13 protein-coding genes and 1 CRISPR repeat array are annotated in these 23,067 nt (G+C 67.7%); of the genes, 8 read left to right on the plus strand and 5 right to left on the minus strand.

Translation table 11 applies throughout. The features are described 5' to 3' along the window. Window positions 1–410: 410 nt before the first annotated feature. The 3 genes from AB0B14_RS18510 to AB0B14_RS18520 form a co-directional block, all read right to left on the minus strand. A complete protein-coding gene (locus AB0B14_RS18510) occupies window positions 411–872 on the minus strand; it encodes a hypothetical protein (RefSeq protein WP_357523135.1) in 462 nt (153 codons plus the stop codon). A gap of 150 nt (window positions 873–1,022) precedes the next feature. Beyond that, the gene (locus tag AB0B14_RS18515; protein ID WP_357523136.1) at window positions 1,023–1,634 is read right to left on the minus strand and encodes a hypothetical protein; all 612 of its coding nucleotides are present in this window, start codon (window positions 1,632–1,634) and stop codon (window positions 1,023–1,025) included. Window positions 1,635–1,867: 233 nt separating this feature from the next. Next, a complete protein-coding gene (locus tag AB0B14_RS18520; protein WP_357523137.1) occupies window positions 1,868–2,692 on the minus strand; it encodes a hypothetical protein in 825 nt (274 codons plus the stop codon). A 635-nt stretch (window positions 2,693–3,327) separates the two neighbouring features. Here AB0B14_RS18520 and fxlM point away from each other — a divergent pair. From fxlM to AB0B14_RS18545, 5 genes are all read left to right on the plus strand, one after another. Then, complete coding sequence (gene fxlM, locus AB0B14_RS18525) at window positions 3,328–4,596, plus strand: methyltransferase, FxLD system (RefSeq protein WP_357523138.1); 1,269 nt, start codon at window positions 3,328–3,330, stop codon at window positions 4,594–4,596. Beyond that, the gene (locus AB0B14_RS18530; RefSeq protein WP_357523139.1) at window positions 4,583–4,741 is read left to right on the plus strand and encodes an FxLD family lanthipeptide; all 159 of its coding nucleotides are present in this window, start codon (window positions 4,583–4,585) and stop codon (window positions 4,739–4,741) included. Before fxlM ends, AB0B14_RS18530 begins: the two co-directional genes overlap by 14 nt. An 86-nt stretch (window positions 4,742–4,827) precedes the next feature. Beyond that, window positions 4,828–7,602 (plus strand): lantibiotic dehydratase, encoded by a 2,775-nt coding sequence (locus AB0B14_RS18535; RefSeq protein WP_357523140.1) that lies wholly within the window; start codon window positions 4,828–4,830, stop codon window positions 7,600–7,602. Further along, window positions 7,599–8,675 (plus strand): lanthionine synthetase C family protein, encoded by a 1,077-nt coding sequence (locus AB0B14_RS18540; protein ID WP_357523141.1) that lies wholly within the window; start codon window positions 7,599–7,601, stop codon window positions 8,673–8,675. Before AB0B14_RS18535 ends, AB0B14_RS18540 begins: the two co-directional genes overlap by 4 nt. Window positions 8,676–8,702: 27 nt before the next feature. Beyond that, a complete protein-coding gene (locus AB0B14_RS18545; RefSeq protein ID WP_357523142.1) occupies window positions 8,703–9,470 on the plus strand; it encodes a thiopeptide-type bacteriocin biosynthesis protein in 768 nt (255 codons plus the stop codon). Between the two features lie 1,022 nt (window positions 9,471–10,492). Beyond that, window positions 10,493–12,867: a CRISPR direct-repeat array (repeat unit 23 nt; unit sequence ACCCCCGCGTGCGCGGGGAGCAC). A 673-nt stretch (window positions 12,868–13,540) separates the two neighbouring features. Here the strand turns inward: AB0B14_RS18545 and AB0B14_RS18550 are convergent. After that, window positions 13,541–15,637, minus strand: coding sequence for an N-6 DNA methylase (locus tag AB0B14_RS18550; RefSeq protein WP_357523143.1), 2,097 nt, complete (start codon window positions 15,635–15,637; stop codon window positions 13,541–13,543). Window positions 15,638–15,951: 314 nt separating this feature from the next. On the opposite strand from AB0B14_RS18550, the gene AB0B14_RS18555 reads away from it, so the two are divergent. Further along, a complete protein-coding gene (locus AB0B14_RS18555) occupies window positions 15,952–16,659 on the plus strand; it encodes a hypothetical protein (protein WP_357523144.1) in 708 nt (235 codons plus the stop codon). Here the strand turns inward: AB0B14_RS18555 and AB0B14_RS18560 are convergent. Further along, window positions 16,598–17,896, minus strand: a complete 1,299-nt coding sequence (locus AB0B14_RS18560) for a serine/threonine-protein kinase (RefSeq protein WP_357523145.1) — start codon at window positions 17,894–17,896, stop codon at window positions 16,598–16,600. The two genes, AB0B14_RS18555 and AB0B14_RS18560, sit on opposite strands and share 62 nt — an antisense overlap. 216 nt (window positions 17,897–18,112) lie before the next feature. On the opposite strand from AB0B14_RS18560, the gene AB0B14_RS18565 reads away from it, so the two are divergent. Both AB0B14_RS18565 and cas3 read left to right on the plus strand, forming a co-directional pair. Further along, a complete protein-coding gene (locus tag AB0B14_RS18565) occupies window positions 18,113–20,218 on the plus strand; it encodes a UvrD-helicase domain-containing protein (protein WP_357523146.1) in 2,106 nt (701 codons plus the stop codon). Continuing rightward, the gene (gene cas3 / locus AB0B14_RS18570) at window positions 20,215–23,055 is read left to right on the plus strand and encodes a CRISPR-associated helicase Cas3' (RefSeq protein ID WP_357523147.1); all 2,841 of its coding nucleotides are present in this window, start codon (window positions 20,215–20,217) and stop codon (window positions 23,053–23,055) included. The genes AB0B14_RS18565 and cas3 overlap by 4 nt, the downstream gene beginning before the upstream one ends. The last annotated feature ends 12 nt before the right edge of the window (window positions 23,056–23,067 follow it).

Genomic DNA, 23,067 nt, shown 5'->3' on the forward strand with positions numbered 1-23,067 from the left:
CGCCTGGCCGACGTGCTACCTACCCACAGGGCGGCGATCGGCACCCGGTGGCGCAAGTTCGCGGCCGGTCAGGCCACACTGCTGGTCCTGGTCCACCTATGCAACGGCGACAACCTACCCGCGGCTGACCTCTGGTTTCGGCCTCGGCGTAGCCGCGGCATTCCGGTATGTGCGCGAGGCGGTCACCTGCTCGCCGCCGCCACTGGATCACCGATCACGACAACCGTCGATCCGGGCACGGCAGGCCTAGCCGTTCACATCATTCGTGTGGCGGGTGGTAGTCATCAAGTGTCTGGTATTGCTCTGGCGGCTTTGGATTGCCTGACTCGTGCCGCGCACTCATCTGCCGCGGATCGTGCGCCGCCGTGACGACGGCGGATGTCCGGGCTCGGGGTTCGAGGTTGCCGCTTCTATCGTCGCTGTTGACGACCCCGCCACGGCAGGTAGGCGGCAGCCGTCCCCGCGAGGCTGCCGACGGACAGGGCGACAGCCAGCGGCAAGAACAAGTCCCACGGCGCCCGCAGCCCGTCTTCGACAACGACGCCGACTACCAGGCACGCCGCAGCCGTCACCAGGAAGAAGATCGTCACTCGTAGGCGGTATCCCCGGCGGACCCGAGGGGTCCCGGCAGCGGCCAGGGCGGCTGTGCCTGCGTGCTCCGCCCACCCGAAGCCCACCGCCGCCAGGCAGATCACCAGGCCAACGACGACGCCGAACAGCGAGTCGCCCGCAGTGCTCCGCAACGCCCTGGACAGCGGCGGATCAGGGATACCCGACTCCTCGGTGAAGATGAGGCGCCCCGCTCGGCCGTATGTCCAGCCCGGCACCGCCGCGGGTTGCGACTCACGTTGCCCGGCGGCCTCTGCTCCCATCCGCCCAGTGTCAGTCGGCGATCAGCCGCTGTCGACCATGCCGACGAAACCGGCCTCCCTCGAAGTTGGCGAGTCGTGCGCTCATGCCGCAGACCGGGCATAACAGAACATGGACAAGGACGGCAGCATCCAGCGCGGGTCGTGCCGAGATCAGAGCGACTGTACTTGGCGCTCTGGATCGACCGTTTCATGGGCAGCGAGGTTGTGTGGATCTTCGGGCATGTTCATCAGCCACTTGGACATTTGCCACTCGTAAGGCTCAGATGACTCCCCAAGTTTCACGCCGAGGTCTCTGCGCACCGCGGTGTAGAACCGACCTCGTGCTTGACCGGCAGCCTTTACAGCCTGGTGCCACGTCAAGTCACTGGACTGTCCGACGGCCAACCGCATGAGGCGGAAGGTCACCTGATGCCACTCCCGCGCAGCCGCGACTACCGCCTCGTCACCCAGCATTAGCACCGCTTCCCACTTGGTCGTTCGCTCGTCCTCCGCATCGATAAGTTCAGCTTCGCTCGTCTCCCCACCAAACCAGAAGTCGTCCTTATAGACGCCACGCTTGGCGGCGAGGCGTACCGCAATCGAGATAACCTTCTTGACGGCGTGCGCGTAGTCCGAGTAGGCGGCCAGCCGCCGCTCGTCCCAACGGATCGACTGTTGCCTGCGCCAGCGGCTCCTCTCCTGCGCCGCAGTGGTCATGTACGTCGCGACGGCGCCGACGAGCACCCCGACGAGCGCAGGTAGCTGAAGCATTAGAAGCCGCATGGCATATCCGTCCCCGGAGGCGCGCTGAAGGGCTTCAGCGTGCCGTTCCAGCGCAAGCCCGCGTCGACCCGGCACCGGAGCGGACCCATCGCTGGGACCGCAACTCCTACCGGCTTGGACATTCGGCAGTCGCGTGCTTCGGCCCGACACGGCCAGCGCAGCCGAGCGAGAAGCTCGATCGGCAGAGAGCGATGGGCTGCCGTCCATCATGCGCCCGCGATGCGCTGTCCGCGTCAACCCTCGATCGTCGCGCGGTGTGTCTCGCACCCGGCCTGCAGGATGAAGGCGGCTTGACCGACGCGCTGCAATGCTTCCTCCACCTCCGTGGCGTCGAAGCGCCCGGGGAGCGGGCTTCGCGGCCAAGGACCCTCATGGTCGATGAGGTTGTGGGCGAAGGCATTGCGGCGGTCAGCGAGCCAGTGGATGTGGTCCTGAAGCGATTCTTGATCGGTATGACCCCCCCACCGTTCGGACAACGCGGCCGCCTTCCGCCTTAGGCCGGTCCGGTGCAGTGGCTCGTCCCCTGGTTGGTCAAGCAGGTCAGTCATCAGCGACTCCAGTGCCGCGGTGGCCGACATGATCACCACTCCACCTCCGATTGACGTCGCGTCGGTCTCGAGGATGGCCAGTGATTCACCAACAACATGGTCGTACTCGCCTGGACCAAACCAACTCCGGTCCGCGTCGGTGTGGCCCCACCTTCGCGGATCAAGGTGCTGCCCCGAGGCGCGTAATGAGCGTAGTCGTCCAATGCCGTCGGTCAAGGTGCGGGAAAGGCTGCGGTGCAACCAGATCAAGGCGGCGAGGCGGTTGTCGAACTGGACGAACTCGACGTAGCTACCCGCCACGAAGTAGTCCTCAGCCATCCACACGGCGTTGATCAAGTCTTCTTCGTCCACCGGTACCCTCGCGATGTCGGAGCGGAAGTATCGGCTCGAACAATTGCCGGCCAGCGTCAGGGCGTCAATCCAGTTTGTTGACGACTGTTCCACTGCGGCGAACTGCGGCGTCGGCGGATCGAGGCGATACCGCCATTCCGCTGCAGCTTTGCGCGACACTCATGCCGCGTGCGCGCTGCACGCGCCGGAGGCACAGCCTCAGCCAGTGCGATCACATCTGGCGCAGCGTAACGCCGTGTGGCGTCGCTCCGCACGATCATGCGGGCCAGGCAAGCCGTTCCGGTAGAGCCAACGTATGCCGCCGGGTGTCAGGGCCGCCCGTTACCTCGCGTCTTAGATCCACCTCTGACTACCTGCGGCTGCATCTCGCATGCAGGCGAATACACCGTGTCGCCAAGGCTCAGTAGTCCAGCGATCCGCCAATGTCGCTATACCGTCACGCTGCGTGGCAACTGCCCCGACGCGTACGCGCTTGCGGTCAGCCTGGCACGCTGACGAGCGGTAGGTGAACTCTCGCGGAGGTTTACACAGGTCGGCGTTACGTCGGACCGAAGGTCGGACCACAAGGTCGGACCACAAGTCGGCATTCCCAGCTGCAGCGCGTTGGGAGAGTCTTGAGCGCACGCAGTGATGACGTCGGACTCGTGAGCTCTGCGCGTGCGTTTCACGCAGGCCCACCTCCCGACCGTCGGCCATCCAGCGAGACCGGCTCGGTGCTCTAGTCCCGGTTGTTCGTTGCAAGCACAGGAGCCGCCGCGAGTGGTAGCGGCTCGAATACGTTGGAAGGGACGTTCATGAGCGTCGAGACGATAAACAGCGAGAGCCTGCGCCAAGCGATGGTCGATCAGCTGGCGACTGATCATGCCGACAAGGGCTGGACGCTGCGGCCTGAGGTGGAGGCGGCGATGCGGACGGTACCTCGCGAGCTGTTCACGCCGGGCCTTCCTGTTCAGGAGGCGTACGAGAACAGGGCGGTCATCACGAAGCGGCGTGGTGAGGAGAACATCAGCTCGGTGTCGGCGCCGTTCCTCATCGCGGAGATGCTCGGCCAGGCGGCTGATGCGCTCGGCGGTCTGAAGGGCCGTCACGTGCTGGAGATCGGTAGCGGCGGCTACAACGCCTCGCTGCTGCGGGAACTTGTCGGCGTGGCCGGCTCCGTGACCACCGTGGACATCGACCCAGACGTGACGGGCCGGGCCATCGCGTGCCTCACGACGGCGGGCTACGACGATGTCAAGGTCGTGTGCGCCGATGCCGAGCATCCGGTCGAGCCCGGCCGCCGCTACGACCTGATCATCGTCACCGCTGGCGCGTGGGACATCCCGCCGGCGTGGCGCGAGCAGCTCACCGACATCGGTGTCCTGGTGGTGCCGCTGCGCACGTTCGGGATGACGCGGTCGTGGGCGCTACGCCGTGCCGGTGTCGGCCTGGTCAGCGTAAGCGAGCGGCAGTGCGGGTTCGTGCCGGTACAGGGCGACGGAGCGTACGACGTGCAGTACGTCGACGTGGCCGACGGGGTCCACCTGCGGCTCGATGAGGGCCAACAGATTCCCTCTCAGCGCCTCGACGGCCTGCTCGCGACGCCCCGGCAGGAGGCATGGGCCGGAGTAAGCCTGCCGCCTCCCACCGTGCTGGCTGACCTGGACCTGTGGCTTGCGACTCGCATCGCCGCCGCAGGACAGGAGTTCGTGGTGCTGACCGCGCAGGATGTGGCCATCTCGTCGGGCGTCGTCGCGCCGTCGTGGCGGTTCGGGACGCCTGCCGTTCTGCACGACGACGGCACGTTCGTCTACCGGTCGGAGCTGCGGTGGACCGGCGACGCGTTCGATCTGGGTGCGTACGCCCACGGCCCTGACGCCTCCGCGGCGGCTGCCGCAGCAGGGCGAATGGTTGAGCAGATGCGGACCTGGGTGAACGCCGGCTGTCCCGCGCCGGCGCTGCACGTCGTGCCCGCGCAGACCCCCGACGGCGACTTGCCGGCCGGGACGGCCGTGGACAAGCGGCACAGCCGCGTCGTCCTGGCCTTCACATTGAAGGAAGGGAGCCCTGATGGAGCTCGATGAGCACGAGGTTGGCCAGGAATACGTGGAGGGCGAGCTCAACCTCCGGCTGGTCGACGCCGGCCCGGCGCTGAGCGCGTACGCCACTGCCACCGACGACGGGTGCGGCTCGGGTAACACCGGGTCGAGCGCCTGCACCGGCAGGTAACAGCTGGTGTCACGGCGGGGCCTGGCCCCCACGAGGTCGGGTCCCGCCCCCAACCCTCTTTAGGTCACCGGCTCTGGGAGCACACGATGTTCCAAGCGACGGGCGCAGTCATGATCAGGGCAGCGTCCTACCCCTCCGATCTGACACTGCCGACGTGGCCCGACCTGACCGCCGAGCAGCCAGAACAATGGCGTGATTGGCTACGGCAGGCATGGGCGCTACCGGGGTTCGCCGCCGCCGTTACCCTCGCTGCACCACAGCTAGCCGATCAGATCGCCCGCGTACTCACCGACGAAGCCGTGACCGGGCTGCGGCTGCGCCGGGCGGTAGAGGCGACACTCCGATACCTCCTCAGGTGGACGACGCGCGCGACCCCGTTCGGCCGATTCGCCGGAGTCGCGCCCGTGCAACTCGGCCCCCACGCCACAGCCCGCTGGGGCGCTGGGCACAGGGAGATGAAGCGCCCCGACGGCCGGTTCATCGCCAAGCACACAGCCCGGGCGGAACGAGACTTGCACACGCTTCGCACGGTCAGGGTCATGGCCAACCCGACCGGATATTCGCGCGGCGGGACGTGGGTGTTGCCCTGCCACCACAGCAACGGTGACCGGATCAGTGACGTGGAGATCGACCTCACCGAACCGATACGACTGGCGGTGCAACTCGCCAGCTCGCCGATCGCGTTCGCCGACTTGACCGCCCAGATCGTCGATCGAGTGAACATGGGCCAGCCGGACGGCACCGCAGATGCTGAGCGGCTCTTGGCCGCACTCGTTGCCGCTGGCGTCCTTGTGTCCGAGATCCGCCCTCCAGTGACCGCCACTGACCCAGCCGCCTACCTCGGCCAACACATCAACCTGCCCGATCCCGGCGAGGGTGTTCAGGTCGACGTACGCGTCGATTGCTCGGTGACGCTGCCACCGGCCGTGGTCCGGGAGGCGTGCGAGGCCGCGGCAGCGCTCGTCAGAGTCGCACCGCGTTTACCGGGCTGGGCCGCCTACCATTCCGCATTCATCGAACGATGGGGTCCGGGCGCGGCCGTGCCGTTGCGCGATGTTCTGCGGGTCCTCGGCTTTCCCGCCGGCTACCGCGGCGCGGGGCGCCGCGATCCGGCCGGACTGACCGCCCGCGACACCCTCCTCACGGAACTGGCCCAGCGCGCGGCCCTGCAAGACTGCGCCGAGGTGGTACTCGACGCGGAGCTGATGGATCAACTGCGCGGCGACGACGATCGGCCCCCGGTCCCACACACCGAATTTAACTTCACCCTCGCCGCAGCCACGCTCCGGGACCTCGACCGAGGCGACTTCACGCTGACGGTCATCAGCGGCGCCCGCCACGCAGGCACCGCAGCGGCCCGGTTTCTCCAGCTGTTCACCCCGTCCGAACTCGCGCTGTTCTCGGACGTCTACACCAACCTGCCGACTACCCTGCCCGGCGCGGACGCGGTACAGATATCCGGCCCTCCACTGGGCAGCCGATTGGCCGCTCTCGCCCGCGCTCCCGAGCTGCTGCCCGTCCTGCCCGTCGGCGACTTCCACCCCGATCCGCGATGGACACTCGCGGACCTGGCCGTCGCAGGTGATGGTCAGCGGCTCTGGCTCATGTCGCGTACGACAGGCCGGCCGGTCGAGCCCATGCTGCTCAACTGCCTGCTGTTACCGACGCTCCAGCAGCCGCTCATCCGGTTCCTGACGGAGATCCCCATCGCGTGGACGGCACCGTGCGTCCCGTTCGACTGGGGCCGCTGCCACGGTCTACCGTTCCTGCCACGCGTACGGCGAGGCCGGTCGATCCTGCACGCGGCCCGCTGGATCATCACCGCAGCGGCACTACCCGGGCGTAGTGCGACCTGGCAGCAGTGGCTGGGGACCTGGCAGCGGCACCGTGAACAGCACCGGCTACCCGCAGCCGTACTCCTTGGCAGCGATGACGCACGGCTACGCCTCGACCTGGACGACACCGCCCACCTGGCGCTGTTGCGTAGCCACCTCGACCGGCACGGGCGCGCCACCCTCACCGAGGCGCCGGGACGGGCCGGCTGGATTGACGGTAGACCCGCCGAGCTCCTGCTCACCCTGACCCGCACCCCGCCGCGCGATGAGCTGCCTCCTCGACCGGCGCGGCCTGCCAGCACGGTGCAGCACCGTCCCGGCCAGTCGCTCTGGCTGGATGCCCGCCTCACCGGCCGAACCGAGCACATCCTCGCCGACCTGTCAAAGCGCCCCGTGGTGTTGCCGGCTGGCTGGTGGTTCCTGCGCTACCCCGATCCAGAACCTCACTTGCGGCTGCGCATCCCACTCAATGACGCCAATCAGTTCACCAACGTTGCCCGCGACGTTGCCGCATGGGCTGAGCGGCTCGACGACCAGGGCCTGCTGACTGACTACAGCCTGGCCACCTACCGGCCCGAGACACGCCACGGCACCGGGCCCGCCCTCGCCGCAGCCGAAGCGGTGTTCGCCGTCGACTCACGCGTCGTCCTCGCGAACCTGACCGGCGACCGGCACGCCACCACAGCCGCCAGCATGATCACCATTGCCGACGGCTTCACCGGCGACGGCCCACCCTGGATAACCGAACACGTCCCGCACAGAGGTGGTCCGCGCCTGGACCCCACCCAGCTCAGCCACGTTCGCCGACGCCACAGAGACGACGACCTGACCGCGGCGCTCACCACGGCGTTGACCGCCTACCGGGCACTCGTCGACCGAGACGGCCTCGACCCGGACCAGGTGTTGGCCGACTTGCTTCACCTGCACCACGCCCGCATGATCGGCGTCGACCTCGCATCCGAGCAGCACTGTCTGCGCCTCGCCCGAGCCGTCGCCCGGACGACCCTTATCCGCGGCGTGTCATGATCGCAGGACAATCACTCGCCGACGGAGCAGTCGGCATCGCCCTCTGGCACCTTGAAACCGGCAGATGGAACGCGGCGTACGCCACGCTTGAGCAGGCAACCGCCGATGGTGTCAACGCCACCGACAACGCCAGCCTCTACTACGGCGTACCCGCGCTCGCGTTTGTCCTCGCCGCGTCGGACCGGCCCGTGCTCACCCGGGCCCGAGCCGTCGCCGCAGCCGGGACCGCCACGGTGACCCGCCGCCGGCTGCACACCGCGCACCGCCGCCTAGACCAACGACAACGGCCGGCGTACGCCGAATTTGACCTCATCCGCGGCCTGACCGGGCTTGGCGTCGTCCTGCGTCGCATCGGGGACCTCGACCTCCTCCGCGAGGTACTGACCTACCTCGTACGACTCACCGAACCCATCGGAGAACTCCCCGGCTGGTGGTGCCCACACGGCCCCAGTCGCGCCGAGGCAGGACCCCCCGGGGGCCACAGCAACCACGGCATCGCTCACGGCATCACGGGCCCACTCGCACTCCTGGCGCTCACCCTCCGCGACGGCACAACCGTCGACGGACACACCCAAGCAATCAACCGCATCTGCGACTGGCTCGACACCTGGCAACGTCACACCAACACCGGGCCATGGTGGCCCCAGACCATCACGCTCGACGACCTTGACCATGGCGACCCAAGCCAACGCGGACCGCTCCGGCCATCCTGGTGCTACGGCACCCCCGGCCTCGCCCGCGCGCAACAACTCACCGCCCTTGCCCTCGGCGACACCGCACGCCAGCGCCTCGCCGAGAGCGCAATCGTCGCCTGCCTGAACGATCCGACCCAGATTTGTCAACTCACCGACCGCGGCCTGTGCCACGGAACCGCCGGTCTGCTCGCAACCGCGCGCCGCATCGCCGCCGACGCCCTCACACCCATACCCGTCGCGCCATTGCAACGTCTCCACCAGCAGACACCAGAGGCGACTGACAAACTCGCCGGCTTCCTCGACGGGACATCCGGCGCCGCCCTGGCCGCGACCGGAACCACAAAGACCTCATGGGACGCCTGCCTGCTCCTCTGCTAACCCGCCAACGTCGACTGGACGGCACTTATGGAACAGAACTCCTGGAAGCAGGTGAACGTTGCCTATCCCGGCCCAGACTCCAGGCAACGGGAGAGGCAAGCCGTCGAACACCTCGCCCGCGTGCTACCGGCCGCTGAGGCCGAGGGCCTCATCACCTCGTGGTGGTTCATCCGCAAGGGCCCGTGGCGGATCCGCTATCTCCCCGTCACGTCCACCAGCGATCCGGTGCACCTACTGCTCACCGACACCATGAGCTGGACCAGCGACATCTACGAGCCAGAGATCCATGCTTTCGGTGGCGCCGGCGGCATGAGCGCCGCCCACGCCCTGTTCCACCAGGACAGCCGACACCTCCTGGACTACCTCGGCGACGACCCCGATGACCGGCGGGAACACGCGCTCATCCTGTGTACCGCGCTCATGCGCGCCGCCGGCCTCGACATCAACGAGCAAGGCGACGTCTGGGCCAGGATCGCTGATCAGCGCCGCCCGTTGGTAAGTCCAGCACCCGCTCAGGACCTTCGAGCATGGACTGATCTCACCGCCGACGTCCGCCGCCTCCTGCTTGGCTCACCTCGCGCAGGAGGCATCGCCAACGACTGGCTGAGCGCCTTCGAGGACACCGGGGAGGCACTGCGCGCCCTCCGTGAATCGGGCAAGCTCACTCGCGGAATCCGGCGAGTCATCGCGATGCACGTGATCTTCCACATGAACCGCCTCGGAGTCCGCGCGAGCACACAAGCCACACTCGCCCGCGCCGCCAAAGAGGCAATCTTCGACGATGCCTCTACCTAAAACGAGAGCGCCTGCTGGCGAACGCCCTACTCGCCACGTTCGAGCCTGAATCCTTAGCGACGGCGACCCTGCTGCGGGCTTGCAGGCCCGTCCGCGTCCCATGTCCATCGGCCGTAGAGGGCGTCACTGACCTACTCGCCTGATGCACCGTGCTCGGCCCGTTCTACGGAGGTCAGGCATCACCGATGGCTGCGCCGGTCGTAGCGCGAACACTCGCCGGCAAGGCTCTTATCCGCGACATACGGTTGAACCACCGAAAGGTTCCCGCGAACCAGGACCACCACGCGTTCGTACTGGGGGTCGGCCGCCGCCCGGGCTTTGGCTACCGCGCCTCCGGCGGGGGCGCTCCGGCTCCAGGATGCCCGGGGGCCGTTTGCGGCTGCCGGCTCAGTGGGTGGCTGCGGTGAACACATCCTGTCTGCCATCGACCCGGGCAAGCCGAGCAGACCGCCGCCCGGCCCGCCAGCGTACGAGCGAGGCGTTGGGGTCCGAGGGCCGTGGCGGGCCGGGCGGCGGCCTGCTCCCCAGAGGGCGGGTCGATGGCAGACAGGATGCTGGGTGCTTCTGGCTTGGTCTGCACGGACTGGCTGTCTCGCGCAACCTTCGTCAGTCAACGGGTGAGGCGGACGACGGCTCGAACTGCAAGGACCTGCTCCCGCGAATCACCCCGCATCAGCCGGGCAACTCTCCGACGAGCTCCAGGACGACGAGGACAGCTCACTGTCCAGGCAATGTTCCGGAGAAGGCGGATCGCTACGTGCGTGGGGAGTAGGCGTACCGCAATCTAGCCGCGACTGGGCGAACGTGGGATCACCCCCGTGCTCGCGGGGGAGCAGTTCCCGCCCCTCCGGCTCGGCTTGGGCTCGTCGGGACACTCCCGCGTGCGCGGGTGTCAACGCCGACTGAAAGTTGACCCCTCTGTTCCGGGAACCCACCCGGAACCACAGGGTCATTTTTCACGCGGCGTCGACAGCGGGGAGCAGGCCTGCGATGGGCACCTCGGCTTCGCGCTCAACGGACCACCCCCCGCCTGCGCGGGGAGCAGGCCACCGAGTGCAGTCTTCGGTACCCAGTACACCAGTCGGCTGCAGCGGATTGCTTACGGACTACCTCCGCGTGCGCGGGGAGCACCGGGCCGCCCAGAGCGCCGATGACGGGCACGGTTTACGGTCCGGACCACCCGCGTGCGCGGGGAGCACGGGGTGCATCCCACCCCGGGTGGCTACGACGTGCGACCACCCCCGCGTGCGCGGGGAGCAGGAAGGCGACATCATGTTGCAGACCGACTACCCCGGACCACCCCCGCGTGCGCGGGGAGCACGCACTGAGCGTCGGGGTTCCAGTCGATCGTGAGGGACCAGACCCGCGTGCGCGGGGAGCACGACCTGGGGATCCTCGCCGAGGCCGGCTGGGGCGGACCACCCCCGCGTGCGCGGGGAGCACGGTCCACCTGGTTGGCACCAGCGTGCTTGCAGAGGACCACCCCCGCGTGCGCGGGGAGCACCGCCTGGTCCCCGGAGATCCTGACGCGACCCCCGGACCACCCCCCGCGTGCGCGGGGAGCACACGATATTGGCCGTAGGGTCAGACCTCAGCCCCGGACCACCCCCGCGTGCGCGGGGAGCACGGGGACGAGTAGTAGAACGGCACCGCCAGCGGGGGACCACCCCCGCGGGCGCGGGGAGCACGGCACCGCTTTCGGGGTGATGCACACCGTGGCGGGACCACCCCCGCGTGCGCGGGAAGCACCACGGGGTACCGGCTGACCCGCGAGGATCGGTAGGACCACCCCCGCGTGCGCGGGGAGCACTACGTGGCGGTGCGCCGCTCTCGGCGTGGCCTGGGACCACCCCCGCGTGCGCGGGGAGCACCCCGGCGGCGGTGTGGCCGTGGTCAACCGGACCGGACCACCCCCGCGTGCGCGGGGAGCACGACGAAGGTCAGCGGGAGCCGGTGGTGATCGAGGGACCACCCCCGCGTGCGCGGGGAGCACGAAGCCACTGGCCCTGACGAGATCCGGGCCGCGGGACCACCCCCGCGTGCGCGGGGAGCACTGGGGAGTCGGCGTGAAGGTCAGCGGCATCAAGGGACCACCCCCGCGTGCGCGGGGAGCACGATGGACCGGCCACGGACAAGGCCCTCCGCCAGGGACCACCCCCGCGTGCGCGGGGAGCACGAGTGGCACCTCGCGGTCCTCGGGCCGGGCGGCGGACCACCCCCGCGTGCGCGGTAAGCACTCCCCCCGTACCTCGACGGAGCCCGGGTCCGGGGGACCACCCCCGCGTGCGCGGGGAGCACTTCACCAGCCTGAAGGAGGAGGCCGGGGCCTCGGGACCACCCCCGCGTGGGCGGGGAGCACACCGACACGATCGACGTCGAGTACGAGCGCCTGGGACCACCCCCGCGTGCGCGGGGAGCACCTGCTGAAGGGCCGCCGGGTGAAGCAGTTCAGCGGACCACCCCCGCGTGCGCGGGGAGCACGACGTTCCTCGGGACCGGGGCCACCGGATCGGCGGGACCACCCCCGCGTGCGCGGGGAGCACGCCGAGTTGGTGCGCGCCGGTCAGTCCGGGGAGGGACCACCCCCGCGTGCGCGGGGAGCACTCGGGCCGGATGTGCGCGGCGATCGCGACAGCCGGACCACCCCCGCGTGCGCGGGGAGCACTGGAGCAGACCGGATGGAAGATCCTCGCTGACGGGACCACCCCCGCGTGCGCGGGGAGCACGTCTCCGCTCGTCTGTCCACTCATACTCTGATCGGACCACCCCCGCGTGCGCGGGGAGCACATCACCATCCTCACCATCGGGGACAGCATCACGGGACCACCCCCGCGTGCGCGGGGAGCACACGGTGTGGCGCGCAGATTATCTTTGGCTTAAGGGACCACCCCCGCGTGCGCGGGGAGCACAACCTGACCAACCTGGGTCGCGAGATCATGATGGGACCACCCCCGCGTGCGCGGGGAGCACGAGGGCTTCCATCTCTTGTTGAAGTCTGCTGAGGGACCACCCCCGCGTGCGCGGGGAGCACGGACTGTCTCTCACGTGTGACGGTTGCGCTTGGGGACCACCCCCGCGTGCGCGGGGAGCACCGTGAGCGGATCGCGTCCTGCGCGGTGGCCTCGGGACCACCCCCGCGTGCGCGGGGAGCACGATCCAGGCCAGCTCAGCCATCCGGGCCGTCATGGACCACCCCCGCGTGCGCGGGGAGCACACCTTCCGCTATGGCCCGCACAACCTCCAGACCGGACCACCCCCGCGTGCGCGGGGAGCACGAGCTGGAGCGGTTCCGGCGGTTCCGGCAGGAGGGACCACCCCCGCGTGCGCGGGGAGCACAAGGTGCGTGACCTGTGAACCCCCCTAATTCCGGGACCACCCCCGCGTGCGCGGGGAGCACACTTCTTGACCTGCGGCTTTATAGATCGACTTCGCCGTTCTTATTCACTAGGGTCTGCAAGATCGTTCTGTTCCGTGCAGGAGTATCTCGAGGGTCAACTAGCCCTGCTGCAGCATAGTAGGTGAGGCTCTATTGCAGTGATTAGTGAACGCTTTGAGACTGCCATTGATGGTCAGGACCGGAGGTGAGGTGGCGGTCGCTGCGGCAGCCAGCGGCCCGCGTCGTCGCTGCGTTGAGCGTTGCCCAGTAGGTCCAGGACAACGGCGGCGCGGCACGGACCTGGGCGCATGACCGCTGACGTTGTGGCCGCTCACAGCTCGCCGATGATGCTGATGTGTTGCTCGGCGTACTCGCCGTTGCTGCTCAACCCGTGCTGGTCCACGTTGGCAACCTGACACAGCCGGCTGGGCGGTGGAGTTGCCGGGGTCGGGGTATGGATGGGCGACGCCGTTGTCGGGATCCACCCCGACAACATTCCGGCAATCGGAGGAGACCGCCGGAAGGATCGCCCTCACGTGCGCGGGAAGTAATCTTATTTACCTGCAGGTTTAGATCAACTTCGGGCATCTCGTCTAATTTCTTCAGGACAGTGCTTCGTGTGCTGCTGCCCTACGCTCCCTCAGGATCCAGCGGCTGGCGGCCAGGAACGAACGCTGCCCGGTAGCCGGTGTCATCAGGACCGCGGGCCGAGAGCGCCGGCGGTTAGGCTGTCGCCGATCTCGCGAGCCAATGCGGCCCCGGTTGCTGCGGCCCGGTCAAGTCCGATGCGAAACTCAACAAGCTGGCAGAAGGCTCGTCCGTAGGCTTGCTGCTGGTCTAGCGGCAGCACGGGGATGGCGAGCCGCTTGACATCGATGCGCAGGGCGCCGCTGCCGGTGCTGGAGGCGCGACCAGCGACGCGCAGGTTGTCTGTACGGGAGATAACGCCGGCGACGAACCACGGATCGAACCGGGCCGGATCGACGCGCAGCAGTTGGAGCCCGGCTCCCAGCTCGGCCCCGACTTGCTCCGGAGTAGCTACTCGGGCACTGATTCTGCGGCCGATGACTGGGATGAGGATGTCGCCGGCTTGTACTTCCGGTCCGGCATCGTCGTCCGGGGCGCGGGTCGCAGTGCCGGTGGCCGGGGTGCCGGCTAGGACGTCGGCTCCAGTTAGCACCAGCCCATCAGCCACGGTGTGGGCTGATCTGCTACGGGACAACGCCCGGTGTATGGACATGCCGCCCGACCGGACCAAATCAGCGATGTCAGCCTGGGGAGCTAGCCGAAGGGCTGCTGTCTCTACCTCTTGCACCGCTGGAAGGCTGCGTCGTACCCCATCAAGGAGTTTGTCGAAGTCGCTGATCCTGGCGATGATTTGTGACGGATTGGTGGCGAGTTCGTCTGATCGTGGCAGGTAGCGCTGCGGTGTGAGGTCGACCTGGTCATCGAGTACTTCGATTGCGGGTACGGCGCGGTGGACGCCGGGCTCTTGGGCGTAGTGGTCGGACAGGTAGGCGCGCCAGGCGGCTCCCGCGACGTCGGCGATGGCGCCGGTGGTTGGCGCGGTAGTGGTATCGACAACCAGTAGGGTTCCGGCGTGTGGCTGACCCAGGTTGGGCAGTCTGAGCACCCAAATGTGCAGTCCGATGCCAGTCGGCGGCATCAGGCCGGCGGGTAGGGCGATGACCGCTTGGAGCGCTCCGTGGCGGACTAGTTCAGCGCGGACGCGACGGCCTGCTGGGCGTAGAGCGGCAGCCGGGGGCATGAGAACAACGGCGGTGCCGCTGGGGGAGAGGTGAGCCAGGGCGTGCTGCACCCAGGCGAGTTCGGGCTCGGTGCGAGGTGGCAGGCCGTAGGTCCAGCGGGGGTCGTAGGCCAGGCGATCGTGGCCCCAATCGTGGATGCCGAACGGGAAGTTGGCCACGACGACTTCGGCCCGTAGGTCGGGCGTGGCGTCGGCGAGAAGGCTGTCGCCGACGTGCACGACGGGCGGCTGCGCTGCGTGTCCGGAACGTTTTGCGCGGAGGTGTACAAACCAGAGCCGCAGCAGCGTGATGAGGGCGTACTGAGGATTGATCTCCTGTGCATAGCACCGGGTGACGGCGGCGTCCTGCAGTGCCCGGTCGGCGGCCATCCGCAGGATTGATCCGGTGCCGCTGGTGAAATCGAACGTGCTGGCTCCGGTGCCGGCGAGGTTCAGCAGCACTTCAGCGACACCATCAGGTGTGCCGGCAAGACCGGAGAGCGAGTGAGCCGAAGCGACGTACTGGCTGTGCAGGTACTCGAAGGCCACCTCCGGCTCCCGTTCCCGGCCAAGTTGGTCGACCGCGCTCAACAGGCTGGTGAGCTGCGGTGTCCATTGCTTTGGCAGCACGTCGTCGACTAGGTCGGCCAGTTCGGAGTCGATTGCGCGGAGGTGCGTGAGGAGCTTTCGTGGGGTAGGCAGGCTCTCGTCTGGGGCCTCGGGTCGATCGGAGCGGATGAGCAGGTAGGCGCCGGCGATGCTGAGCGCGTCACTGATCCGCGCCCCGGGCTGGTAGCTCTCGATGTGTCGCCAGGCCCACTGCTCAGTGCCAGCCTCATGTAGTCGGCCGTGTTGACGTAGCCAACTCTCAACCTCACCTGCGTCAAAGGATGGGCTGGTCGGGGTGCCGCCGACGGGTGCTGGGAAGTCGGCGTAGCGGCGACGCCAGTTACTCACCGCAGCCCGGCCGACGTTGGCCAGACGTGCGATGCCGCTGGCGGTGAGAGTGGCGTCGCTGGGGGCCGTCCTCGGCTCTCGAGTCACGCGTGAACGGTACCATCCAAAGGAGTCTTGTGCGCGGTGTTCACAGGCGCTACCTTGTCAATGGTTCGATTCACGACTCACCCTGGAGGGCCCCATGCCGCGTCGTGGGCACAGCACGACCGTCGGAAAGTTCGCAAAGCTGTACCAGAACCGTCGAGCGTCGGAAATCCGTGTGCTCGGCGAGATGCTGCGCCGCGAGCAGCACACGATGCCCAACGAGAGCCCGGAGGTGCGTGAAACGCGCGTAGGTGTAGAAGCTCGCTGACCTGATCTGACCCGCCACCCCGACTATCGAAGGAGGACCATGAACACCCTTGCTCGCGCCCGCGCTGCTGACTACCTCGTCCCCGACCTTTCCGCCGGTCACCTACGTGCACGACGGTGCACGGCAGTATTGCTCTGGTTCCGCGGACACCACTCTCCCGAATGCGTACGAGCGAGTGCGCCTTGACCCGGTCGTCGGCGCCGCCATTGCGGAGGCGTACATGGCTGCGCCCGTCCGGGATGTGCGGGCCTACGCTTCGTACGCCGCGTTCTGTCGGGAGACCGTGCAGCAGTACCACTTCCTAGTGGGCAGGGCCGATTTCGGTGGTCTCGGTCTGTCGGTGCGAATCGTTGACGAGGACCCGTACACGGACGTTGGTTCCATGGTCGAAGACGTATGGCAACGCCGGTTGAAGGTCTGGGCCAGCGCAGCCAGTAGCAACCCGCACCCGTACCTCAGTGATAGCGAAAACGACATGTTCCGTGCGGTACACGATGTCTTCGGTCATGCCGCAAGTGGTCGCGGCTTCGACCGGCACGGCGAAGAGGCGGCATGGTTGAAGCACAGCAACATGTACTCGCGCCTGGCTCGACGCGCCTTGACGACCGAAACGCGTGGGCAGAACTGCGCCTTGAACTTCCACTACCGCGGTGCCCGCTTTCCGGAGCAGAAGGCGGCACTACTACCTCGGTGGTTTAGCGATCCGACTTTGCCTCGTGTGGCGAGGGCTGTCGGGGAGCGGGCCGTTGCTTGCTGAGCTGCTCAATCTCCTGCTGAAGGTCCAGCACGGCGGCGTGCATGGATCCGTCCGCGTGGATGCGGTCCCGAAGCAGCAGGTTGAGCTGGCGCAGGGCGCGGTCGTGCTCGCCAAGTGGTACGTGCGCGCGGGCCGCACGCAGTCGGAACTCGAAGACCAGCGGATCGTCGGCGCCCCGCCGCTCTGTCTGATGTTCGGCGAGCCGCCGCCACTGTCGCGCGGCAGCACGAAACTCGCCAGCGGCGTGCAACTGATCCGCCTGCTCGGCGGACCGTTCAACGTCGAGCTCGGTCTGCTCGGAGGGCGCCGCCGCCAAGAGCCGAGACTGGACTGGTACTCGCCCGACTATCGCGGCATAGGCCCGTACGGCGCCGGCGGGGTCGTCAAGCAACCCCGGAATCGGCACCAGGTCCTGGGCGAGTGGAGCCAGTACCGCGTAGACCTCGGTGGCCGTGGCTGGTCGGTCCTGCGGGCGGGGCGCCAGCAACGCGTAGACCAGGTCATCGAGTACGGGCGGGGTCTCCGACCGCATGTGGGTCGGGCGAGGAGGCAGGTCGTCCAGCTGATGTCGCAGCGTGGTTGTGGTGGTGACCCCCTCGAATGGTGGGTGTGCGGTGAGCAGGTCGAAGAGGGTGGCTCCGAGGCCGTACAGGTCGGTGCGGTGATCGGTGGGCTCGCCGAGGATCTGTTCGGGAGCCATGTAGCCCACCGTGCCGAGACTCTGATCGCTCTGGGTGATCCGCGAGTAGCGGTCGTCATCAGGCACCGCAGCCAGTCCGAAGTCGAGCACCTTTACGGCCCCACTCTTGTCCAGCATGACGTTGCTCGGCTTGATGTCCCTGTGCACCAGGCCCATCTGTCGAGCAGCGAGTAGGACGCAGCTGATCTGAGCTCCGATGGCGGCCACCCAGCCGATCGGGAGTGGACCTTGCTCTGCAACGAGATCACTCAGAGAGATTCCGTGGATCTGCTGCAGGACGGCGTACGGGCGGCCGTCTTGCTCACCAACGTCGTAGATGGCGGGCACGCCGGGGTGATCGAGGCGGGCGGTTAGCAGGACCTCACGGCGGAATCGTCGTACCACGTCGATGTTCGGCGTGGCGGCGTTGACGAACTTCACGATCACCGGACGATTGAGCAGGGTGTCCTGTCCTACCCAAACCTCGCCCATTCCCTTGTGCGCCAGCGGAAATCGACCCAGCTTGTACCGGTCCCTGAGGATCGCGCCCGCCGCCACGAGGCCCAGCATAACGGGCCTGGCGTCCACCCCTTGGATACCAACGCGGCCAGTCGCGAACCGATTTGGTGAATATTTAGAACGGCAATGCTCTTGCAAGCTGTGTTCACAAGGTGCTCTACTGGGTCCTGCGCCTGCACCGGTCCTGGGCGCACGCGGTGATGCCGTGGTTGGTGCCGCTCGGGTCCAACCGGGGCAACGAGGAAGGTGAGTGGTGTGGCTGAGTTGGCCATCGAGCGGGGGTTCCTTCCCGCCTATGCCAGGCTGCAGCGCCGGGTGCAACACGCCGTGGTCTCGGCCATCAGTAGGTTCGCCGAGCACACCCATGCTGGCCTGCATTTGGAGAAGCTGACCGGCGCACGAGACCCGAACATCCGCACCATCCGCATCGACCAGTTCTACCGCGGTGTTGTGCTTGCCCTCGGAGAGCAGAAATACGCTCTGCTCAACGTTCTGCCGCACGACGATGCCATCGCCTTCGCGGTGAGTCGCCGATTCACCGTCAACCAGGCACTCGGCGTGTTGGAGATGCGCGACCAGGTAGGTATTGAGGAGTTCAGTCGGGCTGAACCGTCGGCATCGCGCGGTGGCGGACTGTTCGACCGCGTCTCCTCCGCCGATTTCCTCCGACTCGGCGTGGACGAGGATTTGGTACCACTGCTGCGCGTCATCGCCACCGACCAGCAGCTAGAGAGTCTTGGCTCGCGCTTGCCTGACGTGCAGCTCGACGTCCTACGTGGGCTGGCCAGTGGCCTGTCCGTGACAGAGGTGTGGGCAGAGCTCGCTGACCGGATCGTATCGGGCGTGGACACTGACGATCTCTTGGCCGCAGCGCACCGCACTCCGGAGCGGATCGCCTTCGTCTCTGGTCCGGTGGAGCTGGCTGCCATTCTCGCCCACCCCTTCGATGCCTGGCGGACGTTCCTACACCCGACGCAACGCGACGTGGCCTACCGGGAGACCTACAGCGGTCCCGCGCTGGTCACTGGCAGTGCCGGGACCGGCAAGACAGTCACCGGCCTGCATCGGGCGGTCTTTCTCGCCGAGCGGCTGCCAGAGAGCGGCGGCAAGGTGCTGCTGACCACATTCACCCGCGCGCTCGCGGACTCCTTGGGCAGGCAGCTCTACCGACTCACTGCGGACCCGGCCGTGCGGGCTCGTATCGATGTGGTCAGCGTCGACAAGCTGGCTTACGAGATTGCTGCTCGAAGCGGCCGGAAGATCACGGTCGCCGACGGCGAAGTCACAGATCGACTGTGGGAAGCGACTGCCAAGGCTGGTCCCACCTACCTGAGCCGGACCGGCCAAGTCAGGACCTTCAGCGCCGCCTTCCTCAGGCGAGAGTGGGAGCAGGTGGTGCTGGCCCAGCAGTTAACAACCCTTGAGGCCTACCGCGACGCCCCACGCAAGGGACGCGGCGAAGGGCTCCGCGCAACCCAACGCGAGCAGGTGTGGAGCGCGATTGAAGCTGTCAGGCGGGACCTGACGAAACGGCGGATGAGCACGCACACCCAGCTCGCTGACAACGCGGCCACGATCGCGCGGCAGTCACCGCCCCCGTACCGACACGTCATCGTTGACGAGGGGCAGGATCTCCACCCGGCGCAGTGGCGCCTGCTGCGCGCACTGGTCGCGCCCGGACCGAACGACATGTTCCTGCTCGCCGACCCGTACCAACGCATCTACGACAACCACGTGTCGCTGGCGCAGCTCGGCATTGAGGTCCGTGGCCGAACCCGCCGGCTCACCGTCAATTACCGCACAACCCACGAGATCTTGGATCTCTCAGTGAAGGTCCTCAACGGAGACGCCGCTGTCGGCCTGGACGGCGAGGGTGACACGCTGCGGGGCTACCGCTCGCTCACGCGTGGCGGCGTACCCAAGGTCGTAGCCTGCGACGACCGCGACAGCGAGTTCGAAGCGCTCATCGAGCGTATCGGGACCTGGCTGGAGCAGGACGTAGAGCCGCATGCAATCGGCGTAGCCGTCCGTACTGGGCAGCTCGTCAAGGCCATCAGCAAGATCTTGAGCGACGCCCACATTCCCGTCGCCGACGACCAACGAGGCGTCGACGGGGTGCACGTCGCCACCATGCATCGGATGAAAGGCTTGGAATTCCAATGCCTTGCAGTTGTCGGGCTGGATGCAGGGGTGCTGCCGGCGCCACACGCGTTGACAGCGGCGACGGAGGATCCGCACGGGCACAAGCAGGATCTGCAGCGAGAGCGGTGCCTCCTGTTCGTCGCGTTGACCCGCGCTCGTGACGTGCTCTACCTGTCGCACAGCGGCACACCCAGCGCTCTGCTGCCGGCGGCCCCATGAACACCCCCATCGCTGCCGCAACTCCGAAGCTTGGGGACGCGGCCCGGTCAGCCTGGGGTAAGACCGACCGGACGGGCACTTCAACGGTCGGGTGGCTGCCGCTGTGGCGCCACTTGGCTGACACTGCCGATGTAGCCGGAAGGCTGTGGGATTACTGGCTGAGCCCTGCGGTTCGTCGACGTATCGCAGACGAAATGCCCGGCGGCGACGCGGACGCCCGGACCTTGACTGTCTGGATTGCGGGAGTGCACGACATCGGCAAGGCCACCCCTGCCTTCGCCTGCCAGGCATACGGGTTGGCTGAGCGAATGCGTGACCATGGGCTCGGATATGACCGGGACCTGATCCGCGCCGACCGCAAGTACGCCCCCCATGCCACCGCTGGGCACCTCATCCTGGCTGACTGGCTCCAGCAGCAAGAATGGATCGATCCACACCCGTACGCAGTCATCGTTGGTGGCCACCATGGCACCCCGCCGACCGATGAGGGCCTCCGTGACGCGCAGGTGCGCCCGTACCTGCTCGGTGACCAGGCATGGCAGCAGGTGCAGCACGAGATCCTGACCTGGATGGCCGACCGGTCTGGCGCAGCAGAACGGCTTCGCGACTGGAGAAACGTGCCGCTGTCGCAGCCCATGCAGGCTGCCCTCACCGGCCTGGTCATCGTCGCCGACTGGATCGCGAGCAACGAGGAACTCTTCCCATACGTCCTGGACAGTGCAGACGACGACCGGCTGACGACCGGTTGGGAGTTGTTGGACCTGCCCGTACCGTGGCTGCCGGCTGCGCCACCGGTGAGCGTTGACGAACTGTTCGATGCGCGGTTCGAGCTACCCGCCGGCGCGGCGGCCCGCCCGGTCCAGCGCACGGTTGCTGAACTGGCTGCGTCCATGCCTGCGCCCGGGATGATGATCGTCGAGGCGGCGATGGGGGAGGGCAAGACAGAGGCGGCGCTGGCGGCGGTCGAGATCTTGGCGCGGCGCACGGGAGCATCCGGCTGCTACCTTGCGCTACCTACCCGTGCCACCAGCGATGCCATGTTCGCCCGAATGCTCTCCTGGCTGCGCCGGCTACCCGATACCCGGGTCGGTCGAGGCGACCGTGACGTACGGCTGGCGCACGGCAAGGCGGCACTCAACCCCGAGTACGACCAGCTGCGGATGACGTCCCTGCCGAGCGGCATCGCCGAGGACACCGGCGGCGCGGCCATCGGCGTACACCGCTGGCTTGCCGGCTCGAAGCGGACGCTGCTGTCCAGCTTCGTGGTCGGCACCATCGACCAACTGCTGTTCGCGGCGCTGCGCAGCAAGCACCTGGTGCTGCGCCACCTTGGCCTCGCCGGCAAGGTAGTGATCATTGACGAGGCACACGCGTACGACGTCTTTATGGGGCGGTTCCTGGACCGGGCGTTGGAGTGGCTGGGCGCGTACGGCGTCCCGGTCGTCGTCCTCTCCGCGACACTTCCGGCCCACCGACGGGCCGAGCTCATGGCGGCGTATGACAACGGCCGCCTCGGACCCTTGCCCGCGCTCACCTGGCGTGACCGTGGCAAGACGAAGGTTGACCCATACGCCGCCCTCCGAACCGATCTGCGATACCCCCTCGTCACTGTTTCCACGATTGATCGGGGTGCCGCAGCCACCAGCTGCTCCGACTCCGGGCGCAACGTTGAAGTGAAACTGCGTCGTCTGGACGACGATCTGCCTGCGTTGGGGAAGCTGTTGCGCGAACGGCTGACCGGCGGGGGTTGCGTGCTCGTGGTCCGTAACACCGTGGCACGAGTCCAGGAGACCGCGACCGTGCTCCGGGCGGTGCTCGGGCCAGACACTCCGGTATCGGTCGCGCATTCCCGGTTCATGGCCGTCGACCGCGCCGCAAAAGATCGCTGGCTGCGCGACACCTTCGGGCCGCCGGGCAGCGGCAACCGCCCTCACCGTCACGTCGTGGTTGCCAGCCAGGTCGCCGAGCAGTCCCTTGACATCGACTTCGACCTGCTCGTCACCGACCTGGCCCCGATCGACCTGGTGCTGCAGCGCATCGGCCGGCTACACCGCCACCCCCGCGACGGCCGCCCTGCTCGGCTCGGGACACCGGAGTGCTGGGTCACTGGTGCGGATTGGAGCACCGAACCGCCGCAACCGGTCGCCGGCTCGCGTCGCGTCTACCAACTGGCAACGCTCCTGCGCAGCGCCGCGGTGCTGCGGCCACACCTGGACGGCGCCCCGCTACGAATCCCGTCGGACATCGCGCCCCTCACCCAGTCCGCCTACGGCGGCGAGCCACTCGGGCCACCGTCGGGGCAACCGGCAATGGCTGAGGCGGAGGCGAAGCAGCGAGACGAAATCGCCGCCAAGGAGATGAAGGCGGATGGCTTCCGCCTCGCCAGCGTGGCCGAGGCGGGGGTGCCCCTGATCAGCTGGCTCTCCGGAGGCGTCGCAGGTGCCGACGACCGCGCAGCGCAAGGCTACGTCCGCGACACCGACGGCGAAACCCTTGAGGTCCTGCTGCTGGTACGGACACCGGACGGGCTAAGACTCGCCCCATGGATCGACGGCGGTGGGGTAGTCATCCCGACCGCTTCCACCCCCAGTTGGCGGCTGGGTCGCTCCGTCGCCGCCTGTACCCTCCCGATGCCAAGGGCCATGACCGCACCCGACGTCATCGACGAGGTTATCGCCGACCTGGAGGGCCGGATCGACTTGAGCGCCTGGCAACACAACCCCTGGCTCGCGGGCGAGCTCGTCCTTGAAGTTGATGGTGACGGCTGTGCCCGCGTGGGCCCCTTCGATCTCCACTACGACCTTCACAGGGGTCTCCATGTCGTCCGCGCTGGGTGAAAATCCCCGCCT

Source organism: Micromonospora sp. NPDC049171 (genome assembly GCF_040648275.1).
Taxonomy (GTDB): Bacteria; Actinomycetota; Actinomycetes; order Mycobacteriales; family Micromonosporaceae; genus Micromonospora.